This window comes from Amycolatopsis benzoatilytica AK 16/65 (genome assembly GCF_000383915.1).
GTDB classification, from domain to species: Bacteria; Actinomycetota; Actinomycetes; order Mycobacteriales; family Pseudonocardiaceae; genus Amycolatopsis; species Amycolatopsis benzoatilytica.
Map to the genome: position 1 here is coordinate 5,652,936 of NZ_KB912942.1, position 21,997 is coordinate 5,674,932.

18 protein-coding genes are annotated in these 21,997 nt (G+C 68.7%); 7 read left to right on the plus strand and 11 right to left on the minus strand.

Annotated elements, in window-relative coordinates; genetic code table 11:
• The first annotated feature begins 102 nt into the window (after nucleotides 1-102).
• Both AMYBE_RS0126030 and AMYBE_RS0126035 read left to right on the plus strand, forming a co-directional pair.
• Complete coding sequence (locus AMYBE_RS0126030; RefSeq protein WP_020662328.1) at nucleotides 103-1,824, plus strand: NAD+ synthase; 1,722 nt, start codon at nucleotides 103-105, stop codon at nucleotides 1,822-1,824.
• 105 nt (nucleotides 1,825-1,929) lie between these two features.
• Nucleotides 1,930-2,463 carry a methylated-DNA--[protein]-cysteine S-methyltransferase gene (locus AMYBE_RS0126035; protein WP_027928017.1) on the plus strand — a complete coding sequence of 178 codons (534 nt, stop codon included), beginning with the start codon at nucleotides 1,930-1,932 and terminating at the stop codon, nucleotides 2,461-2,463.
• Nucleotides 2,464-3,071: 608 nt separating this feature from the next.
• On the opposite strand, the gene AMYBE_RS0126040 is transcribed toward AMYBE_RS0126035, so the two are convergent.
• The 3 genes from AMYBE_RS0126040 to lysX form a co-directional block, all read right to left on the minus strand.
• On the minus strand, nucleotides 3,072-3,653 hold the full coding sequence (locus tag AMYBE_RS0126040) for a DinB family protein (protein ID WP_020662330.1): 582 nt from the start codon (nucleotides 3,651-3,653) through the stop codon (nucleotides 3,072-3,074).
• Between the two features lie 7 nt (nucleotides 3,654-3,660).
• Nucleotides 3,661-4,269, minus strand: coding sequence for a hypothetical protein (locus tag AMYBE_RS42350; protein WP_027928018.1), 609 nt, complete (start codon nucleotides 4,267-4,269; stop codon nucleotides 3,661-3,663).
• 115 nt (nucleotides 4,270-4,384) lie between these two features.
• The gene (lysX, locus tag AMYBE_RS0126050) at nucleotides 4,385-7,708 is read right to left on the minus strand and encodes a bifunctional lysylphosphatidylglycerol synthetase/lysine--tRNA ligase LysX (RefSeq protein WP_020662332.1); all 3,324 of its coding nucleotides are present in this window, start codon (nucleotides 7,706-7,708) and stop codon (nucleotides 4,385-4,387) included.
• A gap of 239 nt (nucleotides 7,709-7,947) precedes the next feature.
• Between lysX and panB the strand changes: the two genes are divergently transcribed.
• Nucleotides 7,948-8,823, plus strand: coding sequence for a 3-methyl-2-oxobutanoate hydroxymethyltransferase (gene panB / locus AMYBE_RS0126055; protein ID WP_020662333.1), 876 nt, complete (start codon nucleotides 7,948-7,950; stop codon nucleotides 8,821-8,823).
• 83 nt (nucleotides 8,824-8,906) lie between these two features.
• Here panB and AMYBE_RS0126060 read toward each other — a convergent pair whose 3' ends face one another.
• Nucleotides 8,907-9,851, minus strand: coding sequence for a cytochrome c oxidase assembly protein (locus AMYBE_RS0126060; protein ID WP_020662334.1), 945 nt, complete (start codon nucleotides 9,849-9,851; stop codon nucleotides 8,907-8,909).
• 16 nt (nucleotides 9,852-9,867) lie between these two features.
• On the minus strand, nucleotides 9,868-10,818 hold the full coding sequence (locus AMYBE_RS0126065) for an undecaprenyl-diphosphate phosphatase (RefSeq protein WP_020662335.1): 951 nt from the start codon (nucleotides 10,816-10,818) through the stop codon (nucleotides 9,868-9,870).
• A 239-nt stretch (nucleotides 10,819-11,057) separates the two neighbouring features.
• On the opposite strand from AMYBE_RS0126065, the gene AMYBE_RS0126070 reads away from it, so the two are divergent.
• Both AMYBE_RS0126070 and pip read left to right on the plus strand, forming a co-directional pair.
• Nucleotides 11,058-12,032 carry a right-handed parallel beta-helix repeat-containing protein gene (locus AMYBE_RS0126070; protein WP_027928020.1) on the plus strand — a complete coding sequence of 325 codons (975 nt, stop codon included), beginning with the start codon at nucleotides 11,058-11,060 and terminating at the stop codon, nucleotides 12,030-12,032.
• A 114-nt stretch (nucleotides 12,033-12,146) separates the two neighbouring features.
• Nucleotides 12,147-13,094, plus strand: coding sequence for a prolyl aminopeptidase (pip, locus tag AMYBE_RS0126075; RefSeq protein WP_020662337.1), 948 nt, complete (start codon nucleotides 12,147-12,149; stop codon nucleotides 13,092-13,094).
• A 63-nt stretch (nucleotides 13,095-13,157) separates the two neighbouring features.
• On the opposite strand, the gene AMYBE_RS0126080 is transcribed toward pip, so the two are convergent.
• The 5 genes from AMYBE_RS0126080 to AMYBE_RS0126100 form a co-directional block, all read right to left on the minus strand.
• On the minus strand, nucleotides 13,158-13,961 hold the full coding sequence (locus AMYBE_RS0126080) for an ABC transporter permease (RefSeq protein WP_425386958.1): 804 nt from the start codon (nucleotides 13,959-13,961) through the stop codon (nucleotides 13,158-13,160).
• Between the two features lie 15 nt (nucleotides 13,962-13,976).
• Nucleotides 13,977-14,858 (minus strand): ABC transporter permease, encoded by an 882-nt coding sequence (locus AMYBE_RS0126085; RefSeq protein ID WP_020662339.1) that lies wholly within the window; start codon nucleotides 14,856-14,858, stop codon nucleotides 13,977-13,979.
• 141 nt (nucleotides 14,859-14,999) lie between these two features.
• Entirely contained in the window at nucleotides 15,000-16,208 is a 1,209-nt protein-coding gene (locus AMYBE_RS0126090; protein WP_020662340.1) for an ABC transporter substrate-binding protein, read from the minus strand.
• Nucleotides 16,209-16,234: 26 nt separating this feature from the next.
• Nucleotides 16,235-17,311 carry an ABC transporter ATP-binding protein gene (locus AMYBE_RS0126095; protein WP_020662341.1) on the minus strand — a complete coding sequence of 359 codons (1,077 nt, stop codon included), beginning with the start codon at nucleotides 17,309-17,311 and terminating at the stop codon, nucleotides 16,235-16,237.
• 32 nt (nucleotides 17,312-17,343) lie between these two features.
• Nucleotides 17,344-18,759, minus strand: coding sequence for a gamma-aminobutyraldehyde dehydrogenase (locus AMYBE_RS0126100; protein WP_020662342.1), 1,416 nt, complete (start codon nucleotides 18,757-18,759; stop codon nucleotides 17,344-17,346).
• Nucleotides 18,760-18,872: 113 nt separating this feature from the next.
• Here AMYBE_RS0126100 and AMYBE_RS0126105 point away from each other — a divergent pair, with 113 nt between their 5' ends.
• A complete protein-coding gene (locus AMYBE_RS0126105) occupies nucleotides 18,873-19,616 on the plus strand; it encodes a FadR/GntR family transcriptional regulator (RefSeq protein WP_020662343.1) in 744 nt (247 codons plus the stop codon).
• A 6-nt stretch (nucleotides 19,617-19,622) separates the two neighbouring features.
• Nucleotides 19,623-20,390, plus strand: a complete 768-nt coding sequence (locus AMYBE_RS0126110) for a cache domain-containing protein (protein WP_020662344.1) — start codon at nucleotides 19,623-19,625, stop codon at nucleotides 20,388-20,390.
• 144 nt (nucleotides 20,391-20,534) lie between these two features.
• On the opposite strand, the gene AMYBE_RS0126115 is transcribed toward AMYBE_RS0126110, so the two are convergent.
• Nucleotides 20,535-21,956 carry a PucR family transcriptional regulator gene (locus tag AMYBE_RS0126115; RefSeq protein WP_020662345.1) on the minus strand — a complete coding sequence of 474 codons (1,422 nt, stop codon included), beginning with the start codon at nucleotides 21,954-21,956 and terminating at the stop codon, nucleotides 20,535-20,537.
• Between the last annotated feature and the right edge of the window lie 41 nt (nucleotides 21,957-21,997).

A 21,997-nucleotide genomic window follows, 5' to 3' on the forward strand; every position in this document is an offset into this window, starting at 1 on the left:
TTCTGTGCCCGGAGGGCCCCTCGCCGCGCGCGAGGGGCCCTCCGCCGTTCTCTGGCTCACCTCCGCTTAGTTTCTGTCGGCGTGGTGGGACAGAATGACGGCATGCCGCAACTGCGCATCGCACTCGCCCAGGTCAACACCACCGTCGGCGACATCGACGGGAACACCGCACTCACCGTCGAGTGGGCCCGCAAGGCCGCCGAGGCGGGAGCGCACGTCGTCGTGTTCCCGGAGATGTCCCAGACCGGCTACCCCGTCGAAGACCTCACTCTCCGCCGCACGTTCGCCGAGGCGTCCCGGCGGTCAGTGACCGAGCTGGCGCGCCGCCTCGACGAGGCTGGCTGCGGCGAGCTGCTCGCGTACGTCGGCTACCTGGATTACGACGAGGTCGGCCCGCGCGACGCGGCGGCCGCGCTGTACCGCGGCGAGGTCGTCGCCCGGCAGTTCAAGCACCACCTGCCGAACTACGGCGTGTTCGACGAGCACCGATACTTCAAGCCGGGCACCGAACTCGAGGTGCTGCGCCTGCACGGCGTCGACATCGGCATGGTGATCTGCGAGGACATCTGGCAGGACGGTGGCCCGATCTCGGCGCTGGGCAAGGCCGGGGTCGACCTGGTGGTCGCGCCGAACGCCTCGCCGTACGAACGCTCGAAGGACGAACAGCGGCTGCCGCTGATCGCGCGGCGGGCCGCCGAGGCGGGCGCGCCGCTGGTGTACACGAACCAGGTCGGCGGTCAGGACGACCTGGTCTTCGACGGCGACTCGCTGGTGGTCGGCGCGGACGGCGCGTTGCTGGCCCGGGCACCGCAGTTCGTGGAGCACCTGCTGGTGCTGGATCTGGACCTGCCGGCATCCGAGCCCGGGCCGTCGGGGTCGTTCGACGGTCTTGACGTGCACCGGCGAGTGCTGAGCGATGCGCCGCTGCCCGCTTACGAGCCGGTGGCCGCTCCTGCGATCGTCGAACCTCTGTCGGACGAGGCCGAAGTGTGGTCGGCGCTGGTCGTCGGGCTGCGCGACTACGTGCACAAGAACGGTTTCTCGACGGTCACATTCGGCTTCTCCGGCGGGATCGACTCCGCGGTGTGCGCGGCGCTGGCGGCGGACGCACTGGGCGGGGACAAGGTGTACGGCGTTTCGATGCCGTCGAAGTACTCGTCGTCGCACTCGAAGGACGACGCCGAGGATTTGGCCGAGCGAATCGGCGCGCACTACCGCGTGGAGCCGGTGGCGGACATGGTCGACGTGTATGTCAACCAGCTGAAGCTGACCGGACTCGCGGAGGAGAACATCCAGGCGCGGGTGCGCGGCATGCTGCTGATGGCACTGTCCAATCTGGACGGTCACCTGGTGCTGGCGACCGGGAACAAGACCGAACTGGCGGTCGGGTACTCGACGATTTACGGGGACGCGGTCGGGGCGTTCGCGCCGATCAAGGACCTGTTCAAGACACATGTGTGGCAGCTGGCCCGGTGGCGCAACGAGGAAGCCGCCAAGCGCGGCGAGACGCCGCCGATCCCGGAGAACTCGATCACGAAACCGCCGTCGGCGGAGCTGCGGCCCGGGCAGAAGGATTCGGACTCGCTGCCGGATTACGAACTGCTGGACGACGTCCTGGACGGGTACGTCGAAAACGACCGGGGCTACGCGGACTTGATCGAGGCCGGATTCGACCCGGCGACGATCGACCGCGTCGTGCAACTGGTGGACCGGGCCGAGTACAAGCGGCGGCAGTACCCGCCGGGCACGAAGATCACGTTCAAGGCTTTCGGACGGGATCGGCGGCTGCCGATGACGAACCGGTGGCGGGAACGGAAGTCCTGACCGGCGTTTCCCCGATGCGGACGCCATCTTGCCCGGTCCGCGCGGCGCGGGGTCGTGTCGTTTTCCCGCCAGTTTCTGTCGGCGCCGGACCGTACGCTGGGCCGCATGACGGTTGGGTTCACGGTGTTCGACACCCCGATCGGGGCGTGCGGCCTCGCCTGGCGCGACGGTGCGGTCATCGGCACCGCACTGCCGGGCAGCACGCCCGCACGCACGCGGGCGCACCTGGAGACTCGCTTCCCGGACGCGGTCGAATCACCGGTGCCGGAAGACCTGCGGCCGGTAGTGGAGGACGTGGTCGCGCTGCTGTCCGGCCAATCCCGCGATCTGCGTTCGGTTCCGCTGGACTACCGGGGAGTGCCGGAGTTCAACCGGCGCGCGTATGACGTCGCGCGTGCCATTCCGCCGGGAAAAGTGCTGACCTACGGGGACATCGCGCATCGGCTGGGCGCACCGGGTTCGGCGCAGGCGGTCGGGCAGGCGATGGGGAACAACCCGTTCCCCATCATCGTGCCGTGCCACCGGGTGCTGGGCGCGGGCAAGAACACCGGAGGGTTCTCGGCACCGGGCGGAGTCGAGACGAAACGGCGGATGCTGGTGATCGAGGGGGCGTTTCCGGACGAGCCGACGCTGTTCTGACCGGTCCGGGCCGGGGTTCTCGACGGAACCGGGTGGGTTCCCGCCGAAGTCTTCGCCGGATGGAGGCTGCGGGCGGCTCCTGGTCGGAGTCTTCGCCGGGCGGAGGACGCGGGCGGCTCCCGTCGGAGTCTTCGTACGAGCGAGCCGACTGGCGACCTGACCAGGTTTTCGAGCGAGCTGGCCAGAGTTCGGGGCGCGAGCTTGGCAGCTGACGACGCCAAACCCCCGTTCCGGTTCGACGACGAGCGCCCCGGGTTCCGGCCACACCCCCAGTGCAGCCGGACTCCGGGCAGCCCGCCGGAATCCGGGCGGAACGATGGTCAAGGCTTCCAGGATGCGCGGCGTTCGGGCACGTCCGCACGACACCGGTCAGCCCGGAACGTGATCTCGGCGGAGTCGGCGGCCCCGGGCTCAGCGCTCTTCCCAGCGTCAGGTCAACCCCGCAGCGCTCGCGCATCCCGGGCAGCTCATCCGCAGGCAGCTCGTCCCGGCCGGTCTTCCCCTGCCCGGCCTGCTCCCGGCGGCCCGTTCAGCCCGGCCCCTCCTGTCCCCGCAGGCCGTGCCTAGCTTCGCGACCCAGGCCGCTCAGCGACCGCCGGACCTGCCGGTCATTCCCCCGCTTGCCAAGGCTTCAGCCAATCCGTTGCCGGCCATCCCTCGACCGCGGCCAGCAGCGGCATCGCGGTTGCTCCGTCCAGCGATTCCCGGATGATGTCCGCGTGTCCGGCGTGCCGAGCCGTCTCCTCGATCAGGTGCAGCAGCACCCACCGCACCGACCAGGCGTCCACGTCCGGCGGGAACCACGGGACGTCCTTCGGCACCGGGACTTCCTGGTCCAGGTCGGCGATCCCGGCGATGACCTCTTCGGTCCGGGCGGCTACCCGGTCGTACCCGGCGAGCACCGAATCCATCGTCTCGTCCGGGCCCAGCCGGTAATTCTCCTGGTACCCCGCCATGCTCTCGGCGAACGGCTTCGGCTCGACGCGCAGCACCCGGTCTATCCACTCGCTCTCGGTGGACGACACATGTTTCACCAGGCCGCCGACGCTCAACTCGCTCGCGCTCGGCACCGCGCGGGCCTGCTCGTCGGTCAGTCCGTAGACCGCCGCCTTCATCGCCTGGCGTTGCTGGGCCAGGAAACCGAGCAGTCCGCTGCGCTCGTCGGGGGTCGGGGAGACTTTGCCAGCCATGGTGGCCTCACTTCCGGTGTCGGTTGCTTCGCAGCGTCCCATCCGCCACCGACAATTTCCGGCCGTTCGGCGGGACCGGCATCTGCACGACGTACGCGCCGCCGAGCACGATCTCCGCCGCCTGAACGACCAACTGCACTCTCGTGGACACTCCCTGCAGGTGCCCGGCCATCTCGGCGGCCACCACCAAGAGCCACGCGAGAAGGACGAACGACAGCCCGCCGACCGCCACGGCGCGCCAGCGCGGCGGCCACCACAGGACCAGGCTCACCGCGCCGAGCACGAAGATCAGGTTCAGCAGGATCGGCGTCACGACGGTCTCCGGCACGCCGGCGCACACCATCAGCACGATCCCGAACGCGCCCACCGAGACCGCGGTCAGCCGGCTCGTCCAGTGCACCGGCACCAAGCGCATCAGCGCCGGCCCGGCCAGGAAGAACGCCAACCCGCCCAGCCCGGTCGCGATCTGGAATTCCGGGCGTGCGCGCAAGAGGTCCCAGACCGGCTGCCGCACCGGCGAGACTCCGGTCGGCAGGAAAAACTCCAGCAGCCACGCGGAATACCCCGCCAAACCCAGTCCGATCAGGGCGATCGAAGCCACCCGAGCAGCGCGCACTTGCCCACCCTAAGCGAATCCCTGCGACGGAGTGCCAGACGGTGTCACACCCGTGACTTACCGGCCCGGGACCGGCACCATCCGCTACCGACTCCTCACACTGAGCCAGTGCCGGTCACACCTGGGGCCGGACGAACGGGAACAGCACGGTCTGCCGGATCGACGTCCCGCTCAGCATCATCAGCAGCCGGTCCACGCCCATGCCCAGGCCGCCGGTCGGCGGCATGCCGTGCTCCAGCGCCAGCAGGAAGTCCTCGTCCAGTTCCATCGCCTCGACGTCGCCGCTCGCGGCGCGCAAAGACTGGGCTTCCAGGCGGCGGCGCTGTTCGAGCGGGTCGGTCAGCTCGGTGTAGGCGGTGCCCACCTCGGAGCCGAACGCGATCAGGTCCCAGCGTTCGGCCAGCCTCGGGTCGCGGCGGTGCTGGCGGGTCAGCGGCGAGACCTCGGTCGGGTAGTCGGTGTAGAAGGTCGGCAGCACCGTCTTTCCTTCGACCAGGTGCTCGTGCGCTTTCAACACCAAGTCGCCCGCGCCGGCGTCCTCAGGCACCGGTACACCGGCGGCGAGGCACACCTTTCGCAGGGTCGCGACCGAAGTGCTCGAGTCGATCTCCTCGCCGAGCGCCTCCGACACCGCGGTGTGCACCGGGATCACTGGCCAGTCACCGGAGATGTCGTGCTCGACGATTCGGCCGTCGGCGCCGTGGCGACGCACGATCTGTGCGCCGTAGGCGGCTTCGGCGGCGTACTGGATCAGCTCGCGCATCAGCTGCCGCATGGAGTTGTAGTCCGCGTACGCCTGGTACGCCTCCAGCATCGTGAACTCCGGGTTGTGCGTCGCGTCGACACCCTCGTTGCGGAAGTTCCGGTTCAGCTCGAAGACCCGCTCGACCCCCGCCACGCACAGCCGCTTCAGGTACAGCTCCGGCGCGATCCGGAGGTACATCCGCATGTCGTAGGCGTTGATGTGGGTGATGAACGGCCGTGCGTTCGCACCGCCGTGGATGGTCTGCAGCATCGGGGTTTCGACTTCCAGGAAGTCGCCCTGGTGCAAGCGCTCCCGCAACGAGCGGACCACGGTGGACCGCAGCCGCAGCAGGTGCGCGGAGTCCGGGTTGACCGCCAGGTCCAGATAGCGCTGCCGCACCCGCGTCTCCGGGTCGGTCAGGCCCTTTCGCTTGTCCGGCAACGGATGCAGGCACTTCGCGGTGACTGTCCACTCGTCCACCAGCACGGACAGCTCGCCCCGCTTCGACGTGATCACCTCGCCGCTCACGCCGACGTGGTCGCCGAGGTCGACGCCGGTGCGCCAGCCGGTCAGGTCGAGCACCTCGGCGTCGAGCATCAGCTGCAGTTCGCCGGAGAAGTCCTTGATCCGCGCGAAACACAGCCCGCCGAGGGTGCGCAGCGCGAGCACTCGCCCGGCCACCCGCACCCGTTCGCCGGTCCGGGTGTCCGGGGCCAGCTCGCCGAACTTGCCGACCACGTCCCCGAGCAGGTCCTCGCGGGCGAAGCCGACCGGGTACGGGTCCACCCCCAGCTCGCGCAGCTTGTCCACTTTGGCCACTCGCACCCGCACCTGCTCCGGGCGGCGCTTGGCCGCCGGGACCACCTTCGCGGCCGCTTCGTCGATCTGGCGGACCTGATCGAAGAAGTCCTCGCTGACGTTCTCCAGTTTCAGCGTGCGGGCGCGGCCGGTGGGCACGAAGCCCTCCAGCGCGCCGGCGACGATGCCGACCCGCGGGAGTCGCCGGGCCGAGGTGTAGCAAAGGAACCGCGGTTCCCAGTCCGGGCCGTACTTCGCGTTCGACCGGTAAAGCGACTCCAGCTGGAAGAACCGCGACGCGACACCGAGCACCGACCGCCAGGCGCGCAGCACCGGGCCAGCCCCGATCCGCTCGCCTTCGGAGAACACGGCCCGGAACATCGCGAAGTTCAGCGAGATCCGCTGCGTGCCGATGTGCTGCGCGGCCGCGACGACCTCCGCCACCATGAACTCGTTGAGCCCGTTCTCGGCGTCCCGGTCGCGCCGCATCAGGTCCAGCGAAAGACCGCGCCGGCCCCACGGCACGAAGGACAGCAGACCGCGGAGCTGGCCGCGCGCGTCGTACGCCTCCACCATCACGCTGCGGCCGTCGCTCGGGTCGCCGAGCCGGCCGAGGGCCATCGAAAAGCCGCGCTCGGACTCGTCGCCGCGCCACTGCTGCGCGCGGGCGAGCAACTGCGCCATCTCGTCTTCGGGGATTTCGCTGTGCCGTCGCACCTGCGCGGTGTACCCGGCACGCTCGATCCGCTTCACCGCCTGCCGGACCGATTTGCGCTCGGGACCAGTGAGGGAGAACTCGCGAACGTCGAGGACCGCTTCGTCACCGATCTCCAGCGCGCGCATCCCGGCGGCCGCGTACGCCTTCGCGCCTTTCTCGCTGGCACCGAGAGCACCCGGGATCCAGCCGTACGTACGTGCCTCGTCGATCCATGCCTGCACCGCGTCCGGCCATGCGTCCGGGTCGCCGATCGGGTCCGCGCTCGCGACACTGGTGCCGCCCAGGACTCGGTACGTCACCGCGGCGCGACCGTTGGGAGCGAACATGACGCTCTTGTCGCGACGCGTCGCGAAGTAGCCGAGCGAGTCGTCCTCGCCGTACTCCGCAAGCAGGCGGCGCACCCGCAACTCTTCCTCGTCGGTCCGGATGCGGCGGCTGCGTACGCCGCGGAAGAGCGTGTACAGCGCGGCTGTAGCCACGAAGGTCGCACCGATGTCGAGCACCCAGTCGACCCAAGCCGGCCCCTCGCCGATGCCGATCCGGCGCAGCTGCAGGTTCTCGCCGGTGGCGTGGTTGACGGTCCAGGCGAACCGCTCCCAGGTGTCGCCGAGCGTGCCCGGGAACACCTCGGTGAGCCCCCAGCCGAGCAGGATCACGCCGACGAAGCCCAGGAACAGCACGGACAGCCCGTTCCACCAGGCGCCAGGGGCGAGCCGGGCGGGGAACGCGGGCCGCAGCGTCAGCAGGAACCAGATCAGCAGGATCGAGATCGCGTCGGCGACGGCGAGCGCGCCGACCTGGGTCGGGATGTGCCGCATCTGCCGGGTGCTCAAGGTGAGCAACTCGGGCGAGAACAGCAGCAAGTACTGCAGGACCAAGGTGGTCACCAGGCCGGCGACCTGGAACAGCACGAGCACGTACAGCGCGGCCTTCTTGCGCCGGCGCAACGCGGCGCCCAGCACGGTGAGCATCAGGATGATCACGAGGCTCGAACTGGTCGGCACGCTCACCGCGCCGAACACCATGTCGATGCCGTTCATCACGCGTCCGTGCCGCCCGCCGGCTAGCAGCAGCACCACCGAGAAAATCGCGGCGAGCTGCACGATCGTGGCGGCCAGACCACCGGCTCGGGCCTTCCAGCCGGGGATGCGCGGGCGGGCGCTCACTGCGGTTTTCATCGGTACCTTTCTGCGGGGCACCGGGTCGCTGCGAAGGCCCGGCGTTTCCACCACCGGACACAAAACGGTCCGATGCCTGTCAAGACGTCACAGGAGGCAAATCGGTTGTCCGCACCCGCCCGTGTGAAGCTGGTCGCACGGTCTTGGGGCGGTTCGGCCCGCGTGTCACGCTGAGACCGGTACTGATTCCACGACCCGGGGACCTCTTCGAGGCCCCGAGGGAAGGACGGTCGACGACGATGTCTGCCCAGCCTGCCGGTTCCTCCGGCGAAGTAGCCGCGCCGTACGGAACGGGTCCAGCCTCCCCGGCCGGAACGCCGCGGAAGGTTCGCATCCACCATCTGCGCGAGCTCAAGGAACGCGGCGAGCCGTGGCCGATGCTCACCGCGTACGACATGTACACCGCCGAGCTGTTCGACGAGGCAGGCATCCCGGTGCTGCTGGTCGGCGATTCCGCGGCCAACAACGTGTTCGGCTACGACACCTCGCTGCCGGTCACGGTGGACGAGCTGCTCCCCCTGGTCCGCTCGGTCACTCGGGCGGCGAAGCGCGCGCTGGTCGTGGCGGACCTGCCGTTCGGCTCCTACCAGCTGTCCCCAGAGCAGGCGCTGGCCACGTCCGTCCGGTTCATGAAGGAGGGCCGCGCGCACGCGGTGAAGCTGGAAGGCGGCCGTCGGTTCGCCGCGCACGTCGAAGCGCTCACCTCGGCCGGGATCCCGGTCATGGGCCACATCGGCTTCACCCCGCAGAGCGAGCACAACCTCGGCGGTTACCGGGTGCAGGGGCGCGGCGAAGCGGCGGAGGCGCTGCTCGCCGACGCGCGGGCCCTGCAGGAAGCCGGCGCCTTCGCGGTCGTGATGGAGATGGTGCCCGCCGAAGCGGCCAAGCGGGTCACGCACGAGCTGACGATCCCGACGGTCGGTATCGGCGCCGGTTCGGACTGCGACGCCCAGGTGCTGGTGTGGCAGGACATGGCCGGGCTGCGCCGGGGCAAGGCGCCTAGGTTCGTCAAGCGCTACGCCGACGTTGCCGGGGTGCTGCAGAACGCCGCCAAGGCGTTCGCCGAAGACGTCCGGCGCGGCGAATTCCCGGCGCCGGAGCACGAATTCCACTGAGCTGTCCGGGGAGCGCCGACGCCGGGCCACGGCGCTCCCTGCTTCAGCCGAGCGGCCTCGCGACCGCGCGGCGGGCCAGGCACTCACGGCCGGCGGCGGAACCGCTGGGCGAGTTCCGGGTCGTTCTCCCACCACAGCCCCTTCGCCGGCGCCTCGCCTGATTCCGCTTCCTCGTCCAATTTCCGGTCTAACCGTTTCGCCCGCTTCTCGTCGTCACGCGCCCATCGGATGAACAACGCGCCGACGAACGGCAGCCCGGCGACGTCGCCGCCGATCCACAGCACACCGGCGCCGATGATCTGGTCGGTCCGCTGGTCCGGGCCCCATTCGCGATGCACCGCAGCGTAGTGCGCGGGCGCGAGCAGCGGTCCGAGCCACAGCACTAGGCCGAGCGCGCCGTCGAAGACCACTTCGGTGAACGAGATCCACACCGACACCAGGTGCGAGCCCTCCCGCGGCGTCGGGTCGAGCTGCACACGGCTGTAGAAGTAGAGGAAGCCGGCCAGCACGAGCGCAGTGCGCACGAGGCCGCCGACCAGCGCCGAGTCGAGCGAAAGCTCGTACAGCGGCGTCAGGTAGATGATCAGGAACGGCGCGATCAGCATCACCGTCACCGACAGCGGGAAGGTGATGAAGCGAGCGAAGCCGCTTCGCCCGTACTTGCGCAGCCAATTGGCGAGCCCAGGCGACGCGGTGCGCATCAGCAGCGTCACCGGCGCGCCGAGCGCGAGCAGAAGCGGCGTCACCATCAGCAGCACGGTGTTCTGCGTCGCCCGGACCCAGAAGAGCGTCGTGTCGTACTTGCCGAGGAACGAGCAGGTGACGAACACGAGCGTCGCCAGCCCGCAGAGGAACGCCGAGGTGCGTGCGCCCGCCCAGTTCTCCTGGCGGCGGGCGGCGAGGACGTAGGCGACGCCGAGCGCGAGCGCGACAATGACGGCCGGGACGTCGAGCGTCCAGGCCGTCAGGTACGTCGCTCCGCTCAGCGGCGGCAGGTCAGGCACGATTTCGATGTGCTCAGTGTGCACCCGGCGGAATCGTCGGCTACGCCGCCCCTGACACCGAGAAGTAGATCAAGCTGCCGATTCCGGCGATACCGCAGTAGATGGCGAAGGGGGTCAAGGTGCGCGTCTCGAAGTATTTCGTCAGGAAACGGACAGAAATATAGGACGCGATGAAGGCCACGACGCTGCCGACCAGTGCCGGGCCGAGCGACGAGCTGTTCTCCGGCTTGAACAGCGAGGGCATCTTGAGCACACCGGCAGCGAGGATCACCGGGGTGGCCAGCAACCAGGCGAACCGGGCGGCGTCCTCGTGGTCGAGGCCGCGGCGCAGCCCGGCCACCATGGTGATGCCGGAACGGCTGATCCCGGGCAGCAGCGCCAGAATCTGCGCCGAGCCGATCAGCACGGCCTCCTTGACGCTCAGCTTCGAGAGCCGGACGTCGGTGGCCTCCTCGACGGTGACCGCGCGCATCACCATCGTCTCCTCGGCACTGAAGTCGATGGTGTCCTCGGACCGTCCACCGCGCGTTTCGACCGGTTTCCGGGCGAACTTCTCCGCCGCGTAGAGCACCCCGCCGTTGAGCGCGAGGAAGATCGCCGACGGCACCGGCTTGCCGAGGAAGTCCCGCAGCAGGCTCTCCAGGAGCAGCCCGGCGATCCCGACCGGGATGGTGGCGAGGATGAGCAGCCAGGCGAGCCGCTGGTCGGCGGTGCGCACCTCGCGCCCGCGGATCGACGTCCACAGGCCGCCGACGATCCGCACCCAGTCGCGCCGGAAAAACAGCACCAGCGCGAGCGCGGTGGCCACGTGCATCGCGACCAGCACGGCCAGGTAGGGCGAATCCTTCCCGATGCTCAGGTCGTTCGCCCAGCTCCCGCCGACGAGCGCGGGCAGCAGCACGCTGTGCCCGAGACTGGACACCGGAAACAATTCCGACACCCCTTGCAATGCGCCGACCACAATGGACTCGACGTAGCTGACCGCGGACATTCGCGGGCCTTTCTCGAACCGGTTTCGGGATTTCCGCGCAAAAGCTACCGATGCCCCGGTTAACTCCGGGCAAGCCATCCCGGAAAGCGCCCGGAGTACCGCTCGCGGACACCTGTCGTTCATTCACATACTTGAACAACAATCATGTACTTGACCAGTGTTCGCCTGATGTCTTAGCGTGAGCGCCACGCCGCATCGAAGTGATCGAAGTGATCGAAGCCTCGACGAGGAGGGTTGGAATGCGTGTACGCGATCGAGTTCTGGCAGCCGCTGCCGGAGCCGTGGCACTGCTCGCGCTCGCCACACCCGCGGCGTCCGCCGGGACTGTTCCGGTCAAGACTTCCGCCGAACTGAAGGCCGCGCTGGCCGCCGCCACGCCCGGCACCACGATCCAACTGGCCGCGAACACCACCTACACCGGCAACTTCAAGGCGACCGCCAACGGCACCAGCTCCAGCCGGATCACCCTGACCGGCCCGCGCAGCGCGGTAGTGCAGGCGTCCGGCGGCCGGACGATCGAGCTGACCGGCAGCTACTGGACGATCTCCGGCTTCACGGTCACCGGCGGCCAGAAGGGCCTGATGGCCCTCGGCGTGAACCACACGCTGGTCGACGGGCTCAAGGTCGCCGGCATCGGCAACGAGGGCATCCACTTCCAGCACGGCAGCAGCGACAACGTCGTGCAGAACTCGGAGATCTCCGACACCGGCAAGGAGAACGGCGGCTTCGGCGAAGGCATCTACTTCGGCTCGGCGAACAGCAACTGGCCGAACGGGCAGCCCGACCACAGCGACCGCAACAAGGCGATCGGCAACAAGATCGGCCCGAACGTGCGCGCGGAGTCCATCGACGTCAAGGAAGGCACCACCGGCGGCGAACTGCGCGACAACACCTTCGACGGCACCGGCCAGAGCGGCGAGAACTACGCCGACAGCTGGGTCGACGTGAAGGGCAACGACTACCTCGTCACCGGCAACAAGGGCAGCAAGGTCTTCGTGCACGACGCCACGTACGGCTCGTTCGAGGTCCACGTACAGGTCGACGGATGGGGCCAGAACAACACCTTCGCCAACAACACCGCGGACGTGCAGGCACCCTCGGCCTACGGGTTCTACGTGGTCAAAGCGGCCACCGGGAACAAGGTCTGCGCCAGCAACAAGGTGACCAACGCGGGGAAGGGTTTCGCGAACGTAGCCGCAACGCCCGGCTGCTGACGCGATCACAGACGGGGGCCCGCTCAGCCCGGCGGCGGGGGCGGGCCCCCACCTGCGTCCGGCGGCGCACCACCCCAGGTGCGCCGCCGGAGCGCGTTCGGGGAAAGTATCCGCATGGACGAGCTCTACCCGCCGACTCCGGTGCGGGCCGACGGGATGCTGGACGTCGGCGACGGACACCGGATCTACTGCCAGGAAGCCGGGAACCCGGACGGGAAACCGGTCGCGGTGCTGCACGGCGGTCCGGGCAGCGGGATCTCGCCGATGATGCGCAGGCACTTCGACCCGGAGGCATACCGGATCATCCTGTTCGACCAGCGCGGGTCCGGGCGCAGCACGCCAAAGGCGGGCGAGGACGACCTCTCGGCGAACACGTTGTGGCACTTGGTGTCCGACATGGAGCTGCTGCGCGAACGGCTGAACATCGCACGCTGGCAGCTGTTCGGCGGTTCGTGGGGCTCCACCCTCGCTCTGGCCTACGCGCAGACTTACCCGGCGCGCGTGTCGGAACTGGTACTGCGCGGCGTGTTCACAGTCCGGCAGCGCGAACTCGACTGGCTTTACCGCGGCGGCGCGGCGAATCTGTTCCCCGCTGAGTGGGAAGCGTTCGTTTCACCGCTGCCGGAGGCACAGCAGGCGGACCCGATTGCCGGGTACGCGGAACTGCTGCGCTCCCCCGACCGCGCGGTGCGCGAACGGGCGGCGATCGCTTGGAGCGTCTGGGAAGGCGCGACGGTGGCCTTGCTGCCGCAAGAGTCCTTTGTGCACCAGTACTCCAACCAGGAATTCGCAGTGACGTTCGCCCGCCTCGCCGTGCACTACTTCCGGCATGGGGCGTGGCTGGAGGAAGGGCAGCTGATCCGGGACGCGGGGAAGCTGGCCGGCATCCCCGGAGTGCTGGTGCAGGGACGCTACGACGCGGTGTGCCCGCCGATCACCGCCCATCAGCTGCACCGGGCGTGGCCGGGTTCGGAACTGAAACTGGTCGAGGGCGCCGGGCACGCGGTCAGCGATCCCGGCGTGATGGCCGCGCTTCGGGCCGCCGCCGACAGCTTCCGATGAGTCCGTGAAGGGCCCCTTCCGGGAATCGGATTCTCGGAAGGGGCCCATCACGGACTTGCGGTTTCAGATCCGGCCGCCGCTGGAGCTGTCGCCGCCGGAGAGCCGCTGCGCCAGGTAGACCGGCACCGTCGACACCACGATCAGCACCGCCGCGACCACGTTGACCACCGGGGCCTGGTTGGGCCGGAACAGGTTGTTGTAGATCCAGATCGGCAGCGTTTCCATGCCGGTGCCGAGGGTGAACGTGGTCACGATGATCTCGTCGAACGACAGCGCGAACGCGAGCAGCCCGCCGGCCAGCAGCGCCGAGCGCAGCATCGGGAAGGTCACCAGGCGGAAGGTCGTCATGCCGTCCGCGCCGAGGTCCATCGACGCCTCTTCGAGGTTGCCTCCCATCCGGCGCAGCCGGGCGACGACGTTGTTGAACACCACCACGATGCAGAACGTGGCGTGCGCGACGATCGCCGTCATCAGGCCGAGGTCTAGGCCGAAAATCGTGCGGAACGCGTTGTTCAGCGCGATGCCGGTGACGATGCCGGGCAGCGCGATCGGCAGGATCACCAGCAGCGACAACGAGTTCCGGCCGAAAAACCGGTACTTTTGCAGCGCGAAGGCGGCCATCGTGCCGAGAACCAGGGCGATCGCGGTGGCCGACAGTCCGGCGACGACGCTCGTCCACAGCGCGTGCAGCGCGCCTTCGTTCGTGACCGCCCGGCCCCACCACTCGAGCGTGAAGCTCTTGGGCGGCCAGCCGAACGTGGTGTCGGCGTTGACCGAGTTGAGCAGGACCACCAGCAGCGGGAAGTAGATCACCGCGAATCCGACGCCGAGCGCGGTCCACAGCAGCACCCGGGCGGGTTTCGACATCCGCACGGCGGTCTCCTAAAGGTTGTCCAGCGCGCCGGTGCGGCGCACCGCGGCCAAGTAGACGAGCATGATCACGACCGGCACGGTGGCCACGGTCGCGGCGAACGGCAGGTTGTTGGCCGCGCCGATGTTGTCGTACACGACGTTGCCGAGCATCTGCGACGTGCCGCCGACGATCTTCACCGCGATGTAGTCGCCGAGCGACAGCGAGAAGGTGAAGATCGAACCCGCCACGATGGCCGGGAAGGTCAGCGGCAGGATCACCGACCGGAACGTGCGGAAGGACTTCGCGCCCAGGTCGCCGGAAGCGTCCACCAGCGAGTCCGGCAGCCGCTCGAGACCCGCGTAGATCGGCAGGATCATGTACGGCAGCCAGAGGTAGGACAGCGTGATCACGGTGGCCGTGACGCCGTAGCCCGGGCCGGACAGGCCGACCGGGCCCAGCAGCCAGTTCAGCACTCCGTTGCCGGACAACAGGGTCCGCCACGCGTACGCCTTCACCAGGTAGCTCGCCCACAGCGGCGTCATCACCAGGATGACCAGCAGGCGCTGCGTCTTCGGCGAAGCCAGCTTGGCCATCGCGAACGCCATCGGGAAGGCGATCACCGCGTCGATCACGGTCACCAGCAACGCGATGCCGACCGTGCGGAAGGTGATCGTGCGGTAGACCGAATCACTGAAAAGAGTGACGAAGTTGTCGAACGACCAGTCGGTGACCACCTGTCCGGTGTAGACGTCGGTGGTCCAGAAGGCCGTGATGAACAGGGCGGCGAGCGCGCCGAGGTAGGCCAGTCCGAGCCAGAGCATCGGGGCCGACAGCAGGAGACCTAGGCGCAGCTTGGGTTTGCGGTGGAAGAAAGCCGAGAGGCGATGGCCCGGCGGGCTCACTGCGGTCATGGTTTAACACTTTCGGGTGAGGATGGGCGAAGCTGAGCAGCACCCCAATGTGGCATTGGTTGCGTCGCATGCACCGAATGCCACATTGGGTGCGTTGGATGCACCCAATGCCACATTGGGGCTCGCACAGCCCGCGGGAGATCAGCCCTTGATCTCAGTCCAGGCGCGGGTCCAGTCGCCGTAGTCCTTGCACTTGACGTCTGTGCGGCCGTCGAGGCACTGCGGGATCGGCGTGGTCCAGTACTGGATCTTGGCGGCGTACGCGGCGTCGTTGGCGTGGTAGGTGTCGCACAGCGACTTGTCCTTGAACTCCGCGCATGCCTTGGAGTTCGCCGGCGCCTCGCCGAAGTACTCGGCGACCTGGGCGTTCACCTTCGGGCTCACGATGTAGTCCATCCACTTGTACGCACACGTCTTGTGCTGCGACTTCGTGGCGACCATCCAGGTGTCCGACCAGCCGGTCGCGCCCTCGCTCGGCACCGTCGCGGCCACCGGCGCGCCCTCGCTCTTGGCGAGGTTCACGGTCACCTGCCAGGCGGTGCTGATCACGCCGTCGCCGTTCTTGAGCGACTGCGTTTCCTTGAGGTAGTCCGACCAGTACTCGGAAACCAGCGGACGCTGCTTCTTCAGCAGGTCCACCGCGGCGGCGAACTGCTTGTCGTCCAACGCGTACGGGTTCTTGATGCCCAGGTCCGGCCGGTGCGCCATCAGGTACAGCGCGGCGTCGGCGATGTAGATCGGCGAGTCGTAGGCGATGACCTTGCCCTTGTACGGCGACTTCTCGTCGAACATCGGCGACCACGACTTCGGCTCCGGCGTAACCTTGTCGGTCCGGTACGCGAGCACGTTCGCGCCCCAGCCGTGCGGAATGCCGTAGGAGACGTTGTTGACGCTGTTCCACGACTTGTTCTTGAGGAACGGGTAGATGTCGTTGTAGTTCGGCACGAGCGCGGTGTTCACCGGCTCGACGTCACCCGAAGCGACCAGCCGCAGCGACGCGTCGCCGGAGGCGGAAACCACGTCGTACTGGCCGGTCTTCATCAGCGTGACTGCCTCGTCCGAGGTACCGAACGGCTTGACGTTGACCTTGCAGCCGGTCTGCTGTTCGAACGGCGTGACCCAGTTGACCTTTGGGTCGTTCGAGCCGTTCTCCGCGTAACCCGGCCAGGCGAGCACGTTGAGCTGGCCTTCCGGCTGGCCGAGCTGCGTCAGCGCGGCCAGCTTGGGCGGCGTGAAGCCCTGCGCGCCCGGCGCCGACCCCGTCTTGGAGTCGGAGCCCGAGGTGCCGCAGGCAGCGAGCAGGAGGCCTACGCCGCACAGCCCTGCGAGCAGCGTCTTCCTGTTCTTCATAGCGAGAGAAACCTTCCCGTGAGGAACTAGCCGGCTTCGGGGACCCGGAAACTGTGTTCGCGGCGCCAGCGCAGGCGAACGCGACCGTCGGCGAACTCGGTCGGCTCGCTGGTGTTCTGGCGGACTACGGACAACTGACCCCCCGCATCGAGCGCGACAGCGTAGCGCACAGTCGATCCGGCATACACGACATCCGTCACCGAACCGGTCGCGGACGTTTCGCCGGGACCGGCCGGAGACGCGAGATCGCTGTCGATGCGGATCTTCTCCGGCCGGATGCTGTACACGCCCGGCTTTCCGATCACCGCTTCCGCGCTGCGCCCGCTCAGCAGGTTGGACGTGCCGACGAAACCGGCCACGAACGCCGTCGCCGGGCGTTCGTAAACCTCCACCGGAGTGCCGACCTGTTCGATGCGGCCCGCGTTGAACACCGCGATCCGGTCGCTCATGGTGAGCGCCTCGTCCTGGTCGTGGGTGACGAAGACGAAGGTGATGCCGACCTCGCGCTGGATCTGCTTGAGCTCGATCTGCATGGTCTGGCGGAGCTTGAGGTCGAGCGCACCAAGGGGTTCGTCCAGCAGCAACACTTTCGGGCGATTCACCAGAGCGCGCGCGAGTGCTACCCGCTGCCGCTGACCGCCGGACATCTGCGCAGGCTTGCGGTCGCCGTAGTCCTCCAGCCGCACCGTGCGCAGCGCTTCCTTCGCCCGGGACTGGCGTTCGGCTTTCGCGACCCGCTTGACCTTCAGCCCGTACTCCACGTTCTGCCGCACCGTCATGTGCGGGAACAGCGCGTAGTCCTGGAAAACCGTGTTCACATCGCGGTCGAACGGCGCCAGCTGGCTGACGTCCTGGCCTTCCAGTTCGATCGTGCCCGCGGTGGGCAGTTCGAACCCGGCGATCATCCTCAGCACGGTGGTCTTGCCGGAGCCGGACGGGCCGAGCATCGAGAAGAACTCGCCGGGCGGGATGTCGAGGTCGACCCCGTCCACGGCGCGTACCTTGTCGAAATGCTTCTCCAGTCCGGTGAGCCGGATCGCCGGCTGGCCGGACGGCGCGCGCTTGCCGGGGCGCCGTGTTTCGGCGGGGGCTTGATGGGGCATGACGGGCCTTCCCATGGATCTTGTCACGATGGCTACAGCGCGCTCATCACATGCTTGACGCGGGTGTAGTCCTCGAGGCCGTACAGAGAAAGGTCCTTGCCGTAGCCGGACCGCTTGAACCCGCCGTGCGGCATCTCGGCCACGAGCGGGATGTGCGTGTTGATCCACACGCAGCCGAAGTCGAGCTTCGCGGAGAACCGCATGGCGCGCTGGTGGTCCTTGGTCCACACCGACGACGCCAGGCCGTACGGGACGCCGTTGGCGAGCTTGAGCGCCTCGTCGTCCTCGGTGAACCGCTGCACGGTGATGACCGGGCCGAACACCTCGTTCTGGATGATCTCGTCGTCCTGGCGAGCGCCGGAAACCACGGTGGCCTCGTAGAAGTAGCCCTCGTCGCCGGCGCGTCGCCCTCCACAGTGGACGGTCGCGTGCCCGGGGAGCCGGTCGATGAAGCCGGAAACCTTCTCCAGCTGGGCGGCGTTGTTGAGCGGGCCGTAGGCGGCGTCTTCGCCGGTACCGGTCTTGTTGGCCTCGGCCTGACGGGTGAGCGCGGTGACGAAGGTGTCGTGCACGTCTTCGTGCACGAGGACCCGGGTGGCGGCGGTGCAGTCCTGGCCGGCGTTGAAGTACCCGGCGACCGCGATGGCTTCCGCGGCGGCTTCCAGGTCGGCGTCCGAGAAGACGATCACCGGGGCCTTGCCGCCGAGTTCCAGGTGCACCCGCTTGACGTCGTGCGCCGCCGAACCGGCGACCTCGATGCCGGCCCGCACCGAGCCGGTGATCGACACCATCGCGGGAATCTCGTGCTCTACCAGGGCGCGGCCGGTGTCGCGGTCGCCGCAGATCACGTTGAACACCCCGGCTGGCAGGTGCTCGCCGCAGATCTCGGCGAGCAGCAGCGTGGAGGCCGGGGTGGTGTCGGAGGGCTTGAGCACGATGGTGTTGCCGGCCGCGAGCGCGGGCGCGATCTTCCAGATCGCCATCATCAGCGGGTAGTTCCACGGCGTCACCTGGGCGCAGACGCCGACCGGTTCGCGCCGGATGAACGACGTGTGGCCCTCCAGGTACTCACCGGCCGCGCGGCCTTCGAGCACGCGGGCGGCACCGGCGAAGAAGCGCACTTGGTCGATGACCGCGGGCAGTTCCTCCTGCATGGTCAGCGCGAACGGCTTGCCGGTGTCCTGCGCTTCGACCCGGATGATCTCCTCGCCCCGCGCTTCGAGCGCGTCGGCGATCTTCAGCAGCGCCAGCTGCCGCTGCGCCGGGGTCGTCTCGCGCCAGCTTTCGAACGCCTCCGCGGCGACCTTGAGCGCGTTGTCGACGTCCTCGGCGCCAGCCACCGGCGCGGTGCAGTATGCACGTCCAGTAACCGGGTCGACGATCTCCGCGACCTTCCCGGACAGCGAATCGACATACTTGCCGCCGACGTAGTGCTTCAACTCCTGCACGCGTGCGCCTCCTGACTCTCCGTGGCAGGGTGAAACATATAACTCCATATTTCAAATGACAAGACCCTGGGGCAGGATTAGCCCCATCGCAGGCCGAGACGGGTGGACCAACGATGCGCAAGGAGATGTCGAACAGCGCACGACTGGCGATGTTCGCTCCGCTGGATCAGGTGGGGCGCGCGGAGGCGGTCGCGGCGCGGCTGTTCGACGCCATCACCCTGGGCCTGCTCGACGACGCCGAACAGCTGCCGAGCGAAGCCGAGCTCGCCGCGCAGTTCCGGGTTTCGACCGTCACTGTCCGCGAGGCGCTGGCCGTGCTGCGGCAGCAGGGCCTGGTGGAAACCCGCCGCGGCCGGGGCGGCGGGAGCTTCGTGCGCACGCCGGAGTGGCCGGCGCAGAGCTCCTGGGCCGAACGCCTGCGCCTGGTGTCGATGGCCGAGCTGCGCGACTTCGGCGACCACTACCTGGCCGTCGCCGGTTCCGCCGCGAAACTCGCCGCGGAACGCAGCACGCCCGAAGACCTCGAACGGCTGCGCCTCACCGCGGAAGACCTCCTCGGCGCGACCGGCCCGGACGCGACCCGCGCGGAACGGCACTTCCACCTCGAAGTCGCCGCCGCCGCCCAGTCCCCGCGGCTCACCAACCAGGAAGTTCAGCTGCAGGGCGAACACGGGGTGTTGCTCTGGGCGCCCCTCGGCGACGAGGAAGCCTGCCGCGGGTCCTACGCTGAGCACCAGGCGATCGTCACCGCGATCGCCGCCGCCGACGGCGATCGGGCGCGCGCGCTGACCGAGGACCACATTCTCAGTGCACTCGACCGTCTCGCCGATCTGCACTTAACGCTCGAAACGCCGTAAGCTCCGATGACCCCGCATCACGAGGTGAGCATCGTGACCGACACTTCCGCGCTGCCCGGCGACGACGTCGTAACCCAGGTCTCGGCACTCGTCGAGGAGATTTTCGCGCGCCTGAAGCCGGTCCTGGCCGCCGCCGAGGCACTGCTCGCCGAACCCGGCGGCTCGACCGCGGACGCGCTGCCCGGTATCCGGCCGCAGGTCATCGATGCCCTCGGCGGCCTGGTGGTCGGCGCCGGCTTCGTCAGCGCGCCGAACGCCTTGGCCGACCAGGAATTCGGCTTCGAATGGTGGACCTCCTGCGGAACCGAGGACGAGAAGCCGGAGCAGCTGTTCATCAGCCTGGACCCGGAGAGCCCGAATTTCCTCGACTACACGCGGCAATCGTGGTTCACCGTGCCGCGAGACAGCGGGCGGCGGCACATCAACGGTCCGTACGTGGACTATCTCTGCACCGACGAGTACACGCTTACCTTCACGGTGCCAGTCACCCGCGGTGAGGAATTCGTCGGAATCGTTGGTGCGGATGTGTATGTGCGCGAGTTCGAGCGCACAGTGAGTCGCCGGCTGCGCGCGCTGGGCCGGGCCGCCGCGCTGCTCAACGCGCAGGGCCGGGTGATCGTGTCGAACAGCGTGCGGCAGGCGACCGGGTCGCTGGTGCGCGAGATCGACGTGCCCGCGTGGTGGGCGGCCGGCGCCGAGCCGCGGACGACGCCGGGCGGGACGATCCTGCGCCGGTGCGGGGATTCGCCGATCACGTTGCTGGTCACCGCCTGAGCCTGCGCCTTGCTCCCGGCGGCGGCGAGCAAGTCCGTGAAGGGCCCCTTACCGGACTTGGATTCCCGCATGGGGCCCTTCACGGACGGTGCCGGTCGCTCGACCGGGATCGGCGCGCGTGCGAGGAGGTCTTGAACCGGCGGGTCAGGGCCGGAGCTGCAGGGCGAACCACAATTCGGCGCGGACGCCAGGCGCGTCCAGGTCGCGGCCCAACAGCTCAGTGGCCTTGGCAACCCGGTTGCGCAGGGTGTGCCGGTGCACGCCGAGTTTCGCCGCCGCCAGATCCCAGTGCCCGTGGTGTTCGAGCCAGCAGCGCACCGACGTTTCCAGATCGCCGCGGCCGGTCCGGTCGAACTCGCGGATCGGCGTGAGCAGCTGTTCGGAAAACGCTTGCGCGGCTTGTGGATCGACCAGGCCGAGCAGGCCGGCCCCGGCGTAGTCGGCGTAGCGCAGTAGCGGAACCCGTCGCGCCCGCGCCGCGGCTGCCGCTTCTTCTGCTTGCCGCAGCGCGGCCGGGAAATCCGCGGCACTCGAAAGCCCGCTGTGGAACTCTCCCGCTTCGGCGACCGTATTCGCCAGTTCGCCGTTCTCGGCCAGGATGATCAGGTTGTCCCCGCGATGCGCGACGAACACTTGGCCGGCAAGGGTTTCCAGCCGCTCGTACAGCAGGTTCCGGGCGGCCTTGGTGCCCTGCACGGCGAAGACGGTCCACGGTCGCGCCGGAAGATCCGGCAGGACCTCCCGCGCCAGCTCGGCCTGCCCGGCGGCGAGCAGCTCCAGCACGCCGGTGTGCAGCTGGGAAAGCGAAACCCGTTGTGCACGGTCTTGTTCCAGGGCAAGGGAAAGCAGCGACACAGCCGTGTTGACGATGTGCCGCCCAGTGCTGTCCAACGGTTCCTCGGTGCCGACCGCCAGCGCGCCGCGCGTGTGCAGAGTCTGCAGCACGACCTCGTCGTCACCGACCGACAACACTCGCGTGCCAGCCCGAAGACCGCTGACGTCCAACTCGATCTCGCGCGCCCGGGCGGGCGCGGCTTCGCGTACCCGGCCGGCCGAGTCGTACAGCACCACCCAGCCGTCGATGAGCCGCGCGAGCCGTCGCACCACTCCCCCAGCCCCGGCTCGGCCGACCGCAGTGCGGGTCAGTTCCTGCTGCGCCCGGCCGATCCGGACCGTCGCGGCGTACTCGTCCGCGGCGACCGCGCGGGACACCGCACGGGTGATGGCGATGAACGGCGTCTCCCTCGGCACTTCCAAGACCGGCAAGCCGACCTCGTCCGCGGCCGCCACGAGCGCGTCCGGCACTTGCGCGTGACTCAGCCCGATGCCGAACCCGAGCCCGGCGACCTCCGCGTCGACCAGCCGCCGGACGTACCCCGCATAGGTCGCGCTGTACAGCGTCAGACCGGTGGTGAGCAGCAGCTCGCCGCCTTCGAGAAAGCTTTGCGGGTCGGTCAGCTCGGTCGGGTGCACCCAGCCGATCGGGCGGTCCAGCCCGGCCTCGCCGGCCACCACGCGCAGACCGAGTGCGGGTTCGGCGGCCAGCGCGCGCAGGGTTAATGCCATAACGGCCAATTGTAGCTACAGAATTGGACAGAATGTCCAGC